This window comes from Sporichthya sp., assembly GCF_013815995.1.
GTDB lineage: Bacteria > Actinomycetota > Actinomycetes > Sporichthyales > Sporichthyaceae > Sporichthya.
Map to the genome: position 1 here is coordinate 1 of NZ_JACDFE010000027.1, position 12,840 is coordinate 12,840.

12 protein-coding genes and 1 pseudogene are annotated in these 12,840 nt (G+C 70.0%); 9 read left to right on the forward strand and 4 right to left on the reverse strand.

What is annotated here, in order from left to right:
- The coding region (locus H0X00_RS05135; protein WP_293767701.1) for a hypothetical protein at positions 1-222 on the reverse strand (222 nt) is incomplete at its 3' end.
- 260 nt (positions 223-482) lie between these two features.
- Here H0X00_RS05135 and H0X00_RS05140 point away from each other — a divergent pair.
- The 7 genes and pseudogenes from H0X00_RS05140 (at position 483) to H0X00_RS23685 (ending at position 9,414) form a co-directional block, all read left to right on the forward strand.
- On the forward strand, positions 483-1,718 hold the full coding sequence (locus H0X00_RS05140; RefSeq protein ID WP_293767702.1) for an ATP-binding protein: 1,236 nt from the start codon (positions 483-485) through the stop codon (positions 1,716-1,718).
- A gap of 103 nt (positions 1,719-1,821) precedes the next feature.
- On the forward strand, positions 1,822-2,292 hold the full coding sequence (locus tag H0X00_RS05145; RefSeq protein ID WP_293767703.1) for a DIP1984 family protein: 471 nt from the start codon (positions 1,822-1,824) through the stop codon (positions 2,290-2,292).
- A gap of 517 nt (positions 2,293-2,809) precedes the next feature.
- Positions 2,810-4,237 carry a DUF3375 domain-containing protein gene (locus H0X00_RS05150; RefSeq protein ID WP_293767704.1) on the forward strand — a complete coding sequence of 476 codons (1,428 nt, stop codon included), beginning with the start codon at positions 2,810-2,812 and terminating at the stop codon, positions 4,235-4,237.
- 7 nt (positions 4,238-4,244) lie between these two features.
- On the forward strand, positions 4,245-4,835 hold the full coding sequence (locus tag H0X00_RS05155) for a DUF4194 domain-containing protein (RefSeq protein ID WP_293767705.1): 591 nt from the start codon (positions 4,245-4,247) through the stop codon (positions 4,833-4,835).
- The gene (locus tag H0X00_RS05160; protein WP_293767706.1) at positions 4,828-8,232 is read left to right on the forward strand and encodes an ATP-binding protein; all 3,405 of its coding nucleotides are present in this window, start codon (positions 4,828-4,830) and stop codon (positions 8,230-8,232) included. Before H0X00_RS05155 ends, H0X00_RS05160 begins: the two co-directional genes overlap by 8 nt.
- 62 nt (positions 8,233-8,294) lie before the next feature.
- Positions 8,295-8,762: pseudogene (locus H0X00_RS23680) on the forward strand (DUF3322 domain-containing protein); the annotation flags it as partial.
- A 139-nt stretch (positions 8,763-8,901) separates the two neighbouring features.
- Positions 8,902-9,414 (forward strand): Wadjet anti-phage system protein JetD domain-containing protein, encoded by a 513-nt coding sequence (locus tag H0X00_RS23685; RefSeq protein ID WP_367186435.1) that lies wholly within the window; start codon positions 8,902-8,904, stop codon positions 9,412-9,414.
- An 18-nt stretch (positions 9,415-9,432) separates the two neighbouring features.
- Here H0X00_RS23685 and H0X00_RS05170 read toward each other — a convergent pair whose 3' ends face one another.
- The 3 genes from H0X00_RS05170 to H0X00_RS05180 are packed head-to-tail and all read right to left on the reverse strand — an operon-like array spanning position 9,433 to position 11,717.
- Positions 9,433-10,401: a hypothetical protein gene (locus H0X00_RS05170; RefSeq protein WP_293767708.1), complete on the reverse strand. Its 969-nt coding sequence runs from the start codon at positions 10,399-10,401 to the stop codon at positions 9,433-9,435.
- Positions 10,401-11,342: a hypothetical protein gene (locus tag H0X00_RS05175; protein ID WP_293767710.1), complete on the reverse strand. Its 942-nt coding sequence runs from the start codon at positions 11,340-11,342 to the stop codon at positions 10,401-10,403. Before H0X00_RS05175 ends, H0X00_RS05170 begins: the two co-directional genes overlap by 1 nt.
- Before the next feature lie 3 nt (positions 11,343-11,345).
- Positions 11,346-11,717, reverse strand: coding sequence for a hypothetical protein (locus H0X00_RS05180; protein ID WP_293767711.1), 372 nt, complete (start codon positions 11,715-11,717; stop codon positions 11,346-11,348).
- Between the two features lie 394 nt (positions 11,718-12,111).
- Between H0X00_RS05180 and H0X00_RS05185 the strand changes: the two genes are divergently transcribed.
- Both H0X00_RS05185 and H0X00_RS05190 read left to right on the forward strand, forming a co-directional pair.
- A complete protein-coding gene (locus H0X00_RS05185; protein ID WP_293767712.1) occupies positions 12,112-12,399 on the forward strand; it encodes a hypothetical protein in 288 nt (95 codons plus the stop codon).
- On the forward strand, positions 12,386-12,715 hold the full coding sequence (locus tag H0X00_RS05190; RefSeq protein ID WP_293767713.1) for a type II toxin-antitoxin system PemK/MazF family toxin: 330 nt from the start codon (positions 12,386-12,388) through the stop codon (positions 12,713-12,715). Before H0X00_RS05185 ends, H0X00_RS05190 begins: the two co-directional genes overlap by 14 nt.
- Positions 12,716-12,840 lie beyond the last annotated feature (125 nt).

Genomic DNA, 12,840 nt, shown 5'->3' on the forward strand with positions numbered 1-12,840 from the left:
GTCCAGCTCCCGGGCCGGCGGGGCCGCCTCGAGCTCGGGCACACGTGCGGCTTCGAGCGCTTCGCCGAGCCAGTCGCTGAACTCCTGGGCGCGGCGCTGGCGGGAGGCGGCGCGGAAGCGGTCCCGCAGCCGCAGGGTCGGGGCCTGGGTCAGGTCGATGTGTTCGACCAGGTCCTGGGTCCACGCACTGACATGAGTGTCTTCGTGCATTTGGGTGGCCATGGGCTGATCGTGCTCCCATGGCCACCGCCGCGTCGAGAGAACCGGTGCACCAATTGGCCGGACGCCCCCGCCGGGGCCTGGATCTCTGGCAGTAGCAGCACACGACTGGACCCTGCAGCCGGTGGCGGACCGGTTCTCGGCTTACGCGCTGCACTCCGGCGCGGTGTGCGCCAGAACCGCTGCCAGTGGTGCGCGAGAACGATAGCCAATGGTGCGCGAGAACGATAGTCAAGGATGCGCAGAAGCGGTAGCCTGGTCGCATGGAGTATCGGCCTCGACTCGTCGACGAACTCCTGTCCGAGCTCTTGGCCGGCGTTCCTGCGGTCCTGATCGTGGGTCCTCGCGCGTGCGGGAAGACGACCACGGCCCGGCGCGTGGCCCAGGATGAACTGCGGTTGGACCGGGGTGCGGATGCCGACCTGGTGCGCGCGGACCCGGACATCGCGTTGCGCGTCCGCGAGGGCACCTTGCTGCTCGACGAGTGGCAGCTCGTGCCGGAGGTTCTCGGGGCAGTAAAGCGAGCCGTGGATGACCGCCCCGGCGCCGGGAGGTTCGTCATCACCGGGTCGGCGCAGACCGATCTCGGTGCGGCCGGCCGGCCCCTGACGGGCCGGGCGGTTCGGGTGCCGATGTGGGGCCTCAGCGAACGCGAGCTGGACGGCGACGTGCGCGCACCCTCGGTGCTGGCGCGGCTCCCGGACGAGGGGCCGGCGGCCTTGGGTCCGGTCGCGGCCCCGCCGGATCTGGAGGACTACGTGGAGCGAGCCCTGCGAGGCGGGCTCCCGGAGATCGCGTTGCAACCCGAACCAGCGATTCGGCGTCGCCGGTTGGCCAGCTACGTCGACGAGGTGGTCGCTCGCGACGGCGCGTTGGCCGACGGCTCCCGGGACCCGGTCCGGTTGCGCCGATACCTGCAGGCGTGCGCCGCGAGCCTGGGCTGCGAGGTCGAGCACCGGACCTTGTACACCGCTGCGGACGTCAACCGGATCACGGCAGTCGGGTACGACAGCTTGCTGTCGACGTTGATGGTGGTCGACGCCTTGCCCGCCTGGACCTCGAACCGCCTCGAACGACTCACCGGCCGACCCAAGCGACACCTGGTGGAGCCGGCTCTGGTCGGCCCGTTGCTCGGCGTGGATACCCGTGGCGCGTTGCGAGACCAGGCCCTGCTCGGCCGGTTGATGGAGAGTTTTGTGCTGGCTCAGCTGCGCCCGGAGCTCGCGGTCGTGGAGTACCCGCCGCGGATCTACCACCTGCGGGACCGCGACGGACGTCACGAGGTCGATCTGCTCATCGAGTACCCGGACGGCCGCTGTGTAGGAATCGAGGTGAAGGCGGGAGCGTCGGCTTCGCTGCGGGACGCGCGCCACTTGGTCTGGCTGGGAGACAAGCTCGGGGACCGCCTCATCGCCGGCATCGTCCTGCACACCGGTGACCACACTTTCGCCCTGTCCGACCGGGTCGTCGCCGCGCCGATCGCGGCCCTGTGGTCCTGAGCCCGCGGTCTTCACGACCGCGGTGAAAATCCCGTCGACCGTTTGGGGCGCCCGGTGCCATCCTCGTCACCGATTGCCGGATCGACGGAAGGAGGTGATGAGGATGAAGCTTGCTGAGGGACTTGCCTTGCGCAGCGATGCGCAGAAGCGCCTGGCCCAGCTCCAGTCACGTGCGGTTGCGTCCGCGCGCTACCAGGAGGGTGAGGAGCCGGCCGAGCGGGCGGGTGAGCTGCTGGCCGAGGCGCGCGCGGTGACGGAGCAGATCGAGGCTCTGATCCGCCGGATCAACCGCACGAACGCGGCCACCGAGCTCGAGCCGGGCGTGACGATCACCGACGCGATCGCGGCCCGCGATGTGCTGGCCAAGCGACGTTCGCTCGTCGCCGCGGTGGCCGACGCCGCCGCCGGCCGCGACCGGGGCTGGGGTGGGCGTCAACTGCGCAGCGAACTGCGTGAGGTGACCGAACTGCCGGTGGTGGAGTTGCGCCGCGAGGCCGACGACATCGCGCGGCGCTACCGCGAGCTCGACGTTCGCCTCCAGGAGGCGAACTGGGCCACGGAGTTGGTCGAGTAGGACGGCAGCGGCGACCGTGAGGCGCCGACTGGGTTGGACGGCGGGCCGGTGAGCAGGTAGCCGGATCCCGGTCGGAGTGAGCACACGATGGCGCACCAGCGCCTTCCATGGGGATGACGGCCTCATAAGCCGGTCGCGCGAGGGGCAGCGCCCGATCAACCGGGCAGCCTTGCACCGCGTACACGGCACACGTGAGCCGGGCATCGGGCACAACCACGTGCTGGCCGACCGGGCCGGTGAGGGCGGGTAAGGGGCTCTCACCGGCCCGCTTTCGACGGCCCGTTCAAGCAGATCGGCCTGATGGCGCGACCGGAAGATCGGCATCAGCGGTGGGGCATCGTAGCGTCAACGTCGCAAGCCGCTCGGACACGCCCGGACCATAACCTCGGGCACCGACGGGTGCGTCAGATGCGGCTCGTCCGCCCGGCCTCCTGCCCGGGGGCCGACGGGCGAGTTGCGGGGAACTGTCGGCGCGCGTGCCTAGGCTGGAATCCGGTCAGCCGCAGAGGGGCATCAGGTGGACTTTGACACGATCGAGGCGCTACGGGACCGGCATCCCGCCTGGCGGGCGCTGCGCGCCCAGAACGCGCCGCTGATCCTGTCGTTCCTCGGCGGCCATTTCGTCCTCGACAACCAGGGCGCGACGCCGGCCGGACGGCTCGCCGACGCTCTCGACGATCACCTCCACGCCCTGAACACAGCCGCAGGCGACGTGCGCTTCCCGCGCCCGCCGCTGGAGTACCTGGACGCGTGGTCGGCACCCGAGGCGGGCTGGTTGCGCCGGTTCTACCCGGTGAGCTCCGACGAGGTCCATTACGACGCTACGCCCGCCTTCGAGAAGGCCTACGCCTGGGTCGACTCGCTGCCCGCGCGGGCGTTCGTGGGCACTGAGTCGCGGCTGCACACGGTGGTCGAGCTGCTGCGCCAGATCGTGCACGGAACTGACGCCGACCCGGAGTCCCGGCTGGCTCTGCTGCGCGCCCAGCGGGCCGAGCTCGACCGCCAGATCGCCGACGCCGAGGCGGGCAATGTCAGCCTGCTGAGTGACACCGGCGTCCGCGAGCGTTACCAGCAGCTGGCCCGGACCGCCCGGGAGCTGCTGGCCGACTTCCGGGAGGTCGAGGAGAACTTCCGCGGGCTGGATCGCAGCGCGCGCGAACGCATCGCGGGCTGGGACGGATCCAAGGGGGCCCTGCTTGCGGAACTGGTCGCCGGGCGCGCCGACATCAGTGGCTCGGACCAGGGCACCAGCTTCCAGGCCTTCTACGACTTCCTGCTCTCCGAAGCCCGCCAGGACGAACTTGCCGGGCTGCTGGCGCGGGTTGCGAATCTGGCCCCGATCGAGGCGGACGCCCGCCTGCGCACGATCCACCACGACTGGGCCGACGCCGCCGAACGCACCCAGCGGACGGTCCGTCAGATCTCCGAGCAGCTGCGGCGCTTCCTCGACGATCAGGTCTGGTTGGAAAACCGCCGCGTGCTGGATCTGGTCCGGGCGATCGAGACCGCTGCGCTGACCGACCGTGCGGAACCGCCCGCCATCGGCCTGGCGGTGGATGCGCCCGGCGTGCCGATCGCGCTGCCCTTCGAGCGTCCGCTCTACGACGCCCGCCCCGCCACGGAGGTCCAGAGCATGCTCGGCCCCTCCGACGCCGAGGACCTCGACGTCACGGTCCTGCTCGCCCAGACCTTTGTCGACCAGGCCCGGCTGGCGGCGAACATCCGTACCCTCCTGCCCGAGCGAAGTTCTGCCCTGCTCGGCGAGATCCTCGACCTCTACCCGATCGAGCAAGGCGTGGCCGAACTGATCGGCTACCTGTCGCTGGCCGAGGACGATCTCGTCGTGACCCTCGACGACGCCGAGGAGGACCTGATCGAGTTCCGGGACGCCGAGGGCTCGCTCCGGCGGGCCCGCCTGCCGAAGGCGACGGTGACCCGGCGGTGATTCGAGGATGAGGACACCGGAGGAGCACGCCGTCGCCACCGCGATCATCGAGCTCATGCGTGGGGTGGTCTACCGGGAGTCGGCCGAGGACGCCTGGTCCACCCTCGGCCGGCACCGTGCGGTCGTCGGCGACCATTTCGCGGCCATCGGCGTCGAGGTGATCGTCGACGAGTCGGAGGGCTACGCCTACCTGCGCAGCCAGGAGGCCGACGCCGACGGCGAGGACCTGCCGCGCCTGGTCCACCGCCGCACGCTCAGCTACCAGGTCAGCCTGCTGCTGGTGCTGCTGCGCAAGCGGTTGGTGGAGTTCGAGACCACCGGCAGCGAGGGCAAGCTGGTGCTCACCCGCGACCAGATCCTGGAGATGCTGCGGGTGTTCCTTGCCGACTCCACCAACGAGGCCGCCGTGGTCGATCGCGTCGACCGGGCGGTGGCCAAGGCCGTCGAGCTCGGCTTCCTGCGCCCGCTGCGTGGCCAACGGGACCACTGGGAGGTCCGCCGCATCCTCAAGGCCTACGTCGATGCCCAGACGCTCGCGGACTACGCCGGCAAGCTGCACGAGTACGCCGAGTCCACCCGGCGGTCCGGCGATGAGTGACGCGCTGTTCGCGGCCGTCGAGCTCGCCGCGGGGCCGCGCGCGGGATACCGACTGCACCAGCTCGAGGTCTACAACTGGGGCACCTTCGACCAACGCGTCTGGCGGCTGACGCCCGGCGGCCAGACCGCGTTGCTGACCGGCGACATCGGCAGCGGCAAGTCCACCGTCGTCGACGCCGTCACCACGCTGCTGCTGCCGGCGAACAAGATCGCCTACAACAAGGCCGCCGGCGCCGAGTCCAAGGAACGCACGCTGCGCAGCTACGTCCAGGGGCACTACAAGTCCGAGCGGGTGGAGAGCACCGGTGCCTCCCGTGCGGTCGGCCTTCGCGACCATCGCAGCTATTCGGTGGTCCTTGGGGTGTTCGTCAACGAGGGTTTCGACGAGACGGTCAGCCTCGCGCAGGTGTTCCACCAAAAGGACCGTGCGGGGCAGCCCGACCGGTTCTTCGTGACCTCGTCCAAGCTGCTGAGCATCGAGGCGGACTTCACCGACTTCGGTTCCGACCTCGTCGAGTTGCGGCGCCGGTTGCGGGCGGCCGGCGCCACGATCAGCGGAACCTTCCCGGAGTACTCCCGGCACCTGCGGCGCCTGCTCGGGATCCGCTCGGAGCAGGCGCTGGACCTGTTCCACCAGACGGTGTCGATGAAGTCGGTGGGCAACCTCAACGAGTTCGTCCGCAGCCACATGCTCGAACCGGCCGACGCCTCCGAGCGGGTGGGCGCGATCGTGGGACACTTCGAGGACCTCAGCGCCGCCCACGAGGCGGTCCGCCGGGCCCGGGACCAGCTCGCCGCTCTCGACCCCCTGGTCGCGACCGCGGACCGCCACGACGCTGCGCTGTCCCGCCGGGCCGGCTTGGAGCGGCATCGCGACGCGACCCGGCTGTATTTCGCGGAGCGGCGGATCGAGCTGCTGACCGCCGAGATCGAGACGAACGAGGTGACCCGCGGCGCGCACGAGCGTGAGGCGCAGGGAGCCGAGGAAGATCGGCGCGGCCTCGCCGCGGATCGGGACCGGCTCATCGAGGAACGGGCCGCCGCCGGCGGTGACCGAGTCGGTGAACTGGCGCGGACCGAGACCGACGCCGCGCAGGAGGCGCAGGTACGCCGGGATCGCCGCAACCGGTTCGCTACCCAGCTCGCGCAGGCGCACCTCGCGCCCGTCGATGACGCCACCGCGTTCGCTGGGCTTCCGGGCCGGATCTCCGCGGAGCTCGACGCCCTCCGGTCGGCCCGGACGACCCTGGACGACCGGCGAGCGGACCTCCTGGCCCGGCGCCGCGAGGTCGACGCGCGGGGTGCGGAGGTCCGGGCCGAACTGACCAGCCTCGCCGGGCGGCGCAACAACCTGCCCCGCGAACAGCTCGACGTCCGGGCTCAGCTGTGCCAGGAGCTGGGGCTCGACGCCGATGCCTTGCCGTTCGCCGGCGAACTGATCGATGTCGCCGAGGAGTTCGCTGCCTGGCGTGGTGCCGCGGAGCGTGTCCTGCGGGGATTCGCGCTGTCGCTGCTGGTGTCGCAGGAGCACTACGCGGCGGTGGCCGGCTGGGTCAACGGGCGCCGGCTCACCGCCCTGCGCGATGACGGTCGCCGGCGCGGGATGCGCCTGGTCTATGAGCGGGTTCCCCGTCGGCAGATCGCCCTGCGCGCGGCCGCCCGGGCGGACGGGTTGCACCTGGCCGACACGCTCGAGATCGCGCCGGGGGCCTTCGACGGCTACCTCCGGGACCAGCTCAGTCGCCGCGCCGATCACCGATGCACCGAGACGCTGCGGGAGTTCCAGGACGCCGACCGCGCCGTCACCCGCGAGGGCCAGGTCCGCTCCGGCGACCGCCATGAAAAGGACGACCGGTCCCGGGTCGACGACCCGCGAACCTGGGTGCTCGGGTGGGCCAACGAGCGCAAGATCGACGCGCTGACCGCCCAACTCGGCGAACTGCAGGCCGAGCTGCTGGCCATCGACGGTGAGCGGGCGCAGGTGGACACCGAGCGGGTGGTCGTCGATGACCGGATCCCGGTCCTGGCCAAGCTGCAGGAGTACACGTCCTGGCGCGAGTTGGACTGGGCCGAGGCGCATGGCCTCGCCGAGTCCGCGCGTGCGGAACGTGAGCGGCTCCTGGCGGGCTCATCCCGGCTGGAGGAGATCGAGCGCCGACTGACGGCCAATCAGGTGGCGGTGGCGGATCTCGAGGCGAGGCTGACCGAGCTGCGCAACCGGATCTCCGTGCTGGGCGACCGGATCGAGCGGGCCGGCCGGGTGCGGGAAGAGGAAGGGTCACTCGTCGCCGCTCAATCTCCCGGTGGGTTGGCATCGGCTCGCCAGTCCTACCCGGAGCTGGCCGCTCGCCTCGGCGGCCGCGTTCCGACCGATCCCGACGCCTGCCCCCGCCTCGCCACCGAGCTCACCACGGAGCTGCAGTCCGCGATCGACCGGCTGAACAAGGAGATCGGCGGTTACGCCCAGAGTCTGGTCGGCTACATGGCCGAGGTTCGCCGGCGGTGGCCGGAGGCCACCACGGAGATGGATGCCGCGGTCGAGGCCCGCGCCGAGTTCCGGGCGTTCCGCGACCGGGTGGCCAACGACGACCTGCCGACGTACGAAGACGAGTTCAAGCGTCAGCTGAACACGAACACGATCCGGGAGCTCGCCGGCTTCAATAGCTGGCTGCGTCGCCAGGCGGACGAGATCCACGACCGGGTCGACCGGATCAACGAGGCGCTCGGCGCGATCGATTACAGCCCGGGGCGCTACATCAAGCTCGTACCCGAGCGCACCATCAACCAGGAGGTGCAGGCGTTCCGGGCTGAACTGCGCGCGGCCACCGACGACACCCTCGGGGCCGACGAGGACCGCTACTCCGAGCAGCGGTTCCTCGACGTGCAGCGCATCATCGAGCGCTTCCGCGGCCGCGACGCACACGCCGAGGCGGACAAGGCGTGGACGAGGCGGGTGATCGATGTGCGCAACTGGTTCACCTTCTCCGCCTCGGAACGGCATCGCGACACCGGCGAGGAGTGGGAGCACTACCGGGACTCCGACGGCAAGTCCGGCGGACAGAAGGAGAAGCTCGCCTACACGATCCTGGCGGCGTCGCTGGCCTACCAGTTCGGGCTGGAGTGGGGTGTCGCGCGCTCGCGGGACTTCCGCTTCGCAGTCATCGACGAGGCCTTCGGGCGCGGGTCGGACGCCTCCACCCGGTACGCCCTCGACCTGTTCGGCAAGCTGGGCCTGCAGTTGCTCATCGTCACCCCGCTGCAGAAGGTGCACGTCATCGAGCCCTACGTGCACGCCATCGGGTTTGTCGACAACCCGACCGGCAGCTACTCGCGCCTGCAGACGCTGACGATCGAGGAGTTCCAGGAGCGCCGGGCGGGAACGGCCCCCCCGGCGTGACCCCCGGCCTGACTCCCTCCGTGGACGGGCGGTGGACGACGCCGGCCGACGTGGCCGACAAGGTGCGCCGGCGGTGGGAGGACGGCACGCTGTTACGCGCGCTCGCCGAGGATGCCCCGTTCCCGGTCCAGGACCTGCCGCTACGGGGGCCGCGCGCGGGCGAGATCGGGGAGAACCTGGACGTGGTGCAGCGCTGGATTGCCGATCTGGAAGCGGGCGCGCGCCAGGGCCGCCGCTACGAGTTGGCTTACGCCGACATCGGGGGCCGGGACTTCGGTCGCAACCGGATTCCGGCCCGTGCTGTGCTCACCGACTATCCCCAGGCGTGGTCGCTGCTGGGCGTCGCCGGGACGGTCGAGGCCTTCCGCCGGATCCTCGAGCTGAGCGCGGGCATCCCGCCGGTACGAACCTGGGCGGCGGCGAACCCGCTGACCGCGTTGGCGTCCGCGCCGGAGTGGGAATCCGTCGTGTCCGCCTACTGCTGGCTGGACGCCGCGCGCGGATCGGGCCGCTACCTGCGGGAGATCGCGGCTCCGGGCGTGGACACCAAGTTCGTCGAACGGCACCGGCCGTTGCTGGCTCGATTGCTCGGCGTCGATCGCTCAGGTCCGGGTTTCGTCGCCGGGCTCGGACTCCGCGCCAAACCCGAGGCGTTGCGCCTGCGCTTCGATGCCGAGGCGCTCGGCCTGCCCGGGGTGCTGTCGGAGGGGACGTTCCGGGTGGACGAACTCCGGGCCCTGTCCGCGGTGGTGCGGACCGCCGTCATCGTGGAGAACGAGGTCACATCTCTCGGTCCCGATCCCACCGGGCGGAGCCGTCCTGTGGGGCAAGGGTTTCGAGGTCGACCGGGCCGGGTCACTGCCCTGGCTGCGGGACGCCGAGGTCCGGTACTGGGGCGATCTCGATACCCACGGCTTCGCGATCCTCGATCGGCTCCGCGCCTGGTTGCCACAGACCAGGTCCGTGCTGATGGATCGTCAGACGCTGGTGGAACACCGCGACCGCTGGGTCCAGGATCGGGCCCCGACGGCGGCCCGGTTGACGCGCCTCGATGCGGCCGAGCAGTCCCTCTACGCCGACCTGGTCACCGACCGCTTCGGTGAGGGCGTTCGTCTGGAGCAGGAACGCATCGACTGGGCCTGGGCATCGGAGCGGCTGAGCGCCGCCGCATCCGGTTGCTGAGGAACCGGCATTCGGCGCTCACGCGTTGCCGCGGATCCAGCTGCCCGTGTAGATGGCGAGGTTCTCGAGGGTGCCGATCGATTGCGGACTCTGCACATCGCTCGGATCGAGAACGGCGAGCACGCTGTTTGCGAGATCGTCCGTGCCGCGGACCAACAGCTTCGTGCCATCGACCGTCCATGCGATCGGTTGCCAGCCGGCGACCTCGGTGCGCTTGCCAGTAACGGGGTCGATCAGGACCAGACCCTTCGGCTTGCTGCCGAACTGGGAGTCCGGTTCGTTGAGGGTGGTGGTGACGAAGGTCCGACCCCAGGTGATGAAGCCCCCGTCGCCGGCGATTGGGTACGTCCGCTGTGTTCCGGCGGCATCCCGGATGACGATCGCGTCGTTGGTGGTGGGGTTGTTCAGTAGCAGCGCCACGCTGCCCTTGGGTCCGGGATGTAGCCCGTAAAGCGGCTGCGTCGAGGTGAAGAGCGTTGCCTTCTTCTTCCGCGTCGGGTCCCAGATCCGGTAGCGGTTGACCTTCTCCCGACTGGACTCGGTGAAATCTTCGAACAGAATCGTGCCGTCGGCCAACAAACTGGGGTTGTAAGCGAACGGCCGGCCGAGCCCGGGGATGGGCCGGAGTTCGCCGGTGCCGGTGACCAGAGCGAGCCGGTCGGTCGGGCCGTCGGCGGCCGCGACCACGATCTGTTCGGTGTCGACGTCCATCGAGGAGATCCGCTTGTCCGTGGTGATGCGGTAGGCCTGCAGTGGGTTCAGGGTGATGCCGTAGAGATCGGAGAACAGCGGATTGTTCTCCGCGCTGGCCAGGACGACGAGGTCGTATCTCGCGAGGCCTGGTGCGGTGGCGGCGGGCGATGGAGCCGGCGCCGACGACGGCTGATCGTCCGATCCGCACCCCGCGAGGGCGAACACCGAGGCGAGCGCCGCGGCCACCGCGGTGGCGCCGCGTACGCGACGCCACCAGGTGCCTGGCTGCGTCATCAGCCGCACCGGAAGCCGTGGCAGGCGAGCTTGATGTACGGCTGGATCGCGAAGTAGCGGACCTGCAGGGCGTCGGCGGGCATGAACTCCCAGAGTCCGTGGACGACCGTGCCCTGGAAGTTCGGGCTGCCGTCGGCGCGGAACTTGCAGTGCGACCAGCCCTGCACGCAACTGTCCTCCCACCAGGCGTTGACGCCGTTGCGGGCGAACGCGTCCAGGTCCGTGGCGTAAGGACCGACGATCGAACCCTTGAGCTTGTCCGACGGATTCTGCGAGATCGACCCGTTGACGCTGACCGGTGAGGTCTTCCCACCAAGTTCGAAGCCCAGGCTCACGGTGGTATCCGACGGAGTCTTCCCGGACTGCCAGTTCTGGCCGATCTTGAACGTGCGGTTCGTGTCGGGAAACGCGATGCCCATCCCGGTCTGGTGGATGCGGTATCCCTCCTGCAGGTCAGCGCCGCCGGTGCCGCAGACCTCGTACTGCGTGGTCGGAGAGTTGGCGAACCGGCGGGCATCGGCCTGCATGTACGGGAAGAACTGGTACTGCAGGACGCCTTCCTTGCCGCGGGCGAACACGTCGGTCCGGTTGAACTCGACGAATCCGTTCTTCGCCTTTCCCGTCTTCAGGCAGGCGTAGTTGCCGATCGCTGAGCCGCCCTCGGTCTTGACGCTGCGCACCGTCACCGGGCTCAGCGCTTTGCCGGCCGCGTCGAGGAGCTGCGTCAGCTCTTTCAGGCCCACGATCGAAGCCTTGCCGGTCAGCGGGTCGAGCGCCAGCTTCCCCGGCAGTGTCATCGTCTGAAACTTCGTCGCCAGGTCGTCGTCCGTTGCTTGGCGGTCGGCCGCCGCGGCGCTTGACGCGGCGCCGACGAGGACCCCCAATGTGGCGGTGACGGTGGCAAGTGCGGTGAGAGTGCGGATCGTGCGTGACATCTTCATGTCTCAACCCCCCGGTTGATCGGCAGCGGCGCCCCCCGGCGCCGCGGTGACGTTATCGGTGATCCGTCCGAATTGTCCTGAGATCGCCCTGAAGGTCGGGCAATGTTTCAAAGATGCGTCGCGGATGGCGCCGAGCCGGGCGTGGATGCCGGCGAGCAGTGCCAGGACGTGGCCGAGGAACAGCAGCAGCGCGGCGATGAACAGGCCGATGCCGGCGATGACCAGGAAGGCGACGATGTCCAGCGCGAGCAACGCGCCGGCGACGATGGCGACGGCGGCGCACAGCGTGGACAGCACTTTAAACACGCCGCAGAGCGCGTACGCGTGGCGCTCGTCGGCCGTGTAGGCGTAGGCAACCGGATCGATGACAGCCATTTCGTCCCCCCGAGAATTCGCGGGTGCCCCCCCCGGCACCCCCGCGGACCGCACGCTATGACCTGGTTGTCTGTCTTGTCCCGGAAATGACGTCATTGCCGGTACCTGAGGTCACGTCAAATGTGCCGGGAGGATCTCAGTGCTTGTCGTCACTTCCCGAACCGGCGCCAGGCCTCGACGACCGTCACGCCTCAGGGTGCAGCGCCTGGACGCTCACCTCGGCTGTCTCGGGCAGGAGCTGGAGGGCGCGGACGGTTTCCGGGCGGGAGGGGTCACCCTCCCCGGGGGATGTCAGTGCCACGCGTTTGGATCGTGATCGCGCGGACGCAGCTGCCGTCGCGAAGCGGGGAGGGCACTCGTCATGCTTGACAACCTTGGCTGTACGACAGAATGTATGCAGATGGAGAAGGACCAAGGGAGCGAGGTCTGGCAGGCCCGCATCGGCCACGAGCTGGCCGCCGAGCTCCGGTCGGATGCGGAGCTCCTCGGGCTCAGTGGACGCACGGAGATTGTGAAGGCCGGCTTGGCGATGCTGCATCGTCACGCTGCGGAAGAGCGGATGGCCCGCGGGGTGGCCGAGTTCTACGGGGGAGCGGAACCGCCGCTGCCACTCACGGTGGCGGACGATGACGGGCCCGCAGCCTCCCGCTCGCGGCGGAAGCGAGCCAATGGCCGCGGCTGAACCGATGCGCGGCGAGGTCTGGGACGTCAACTTTCCGGGAATCGGGATGCACCCCTCGGTCGTCCTGAGTGTCAACGCGCTCAACATTCGACTGGGACACGTCGCGGTTATCCCGATCACCGGTACCCGGGGGCCGGAGGTCACGCACGTCGCCCTCGGAGCGGAGGCCGGCCTGACCCGGTACCCCGAGTCCTACGCCGACGTGACCGAGCTCCAGCCGATCGCCCGCCGCCGATTTCGTCGCCGACGCGGTCTCGCCAACCGGGATGAGCTGGATCGCCTGGAACAACGGCTGCGGGTGTACCTCGGGCTCTGAGCCGCTGACCCGATCGCGGGACCGGCGTCGGTGTCAGGGCTGGGCGCGAGGTGCCTCGGCCGGCATCGCCCGGTACCGGTCCGGCAGGCCCTCGTCCAGCCCGCCGCTGGGATCAGCCCCTCGCG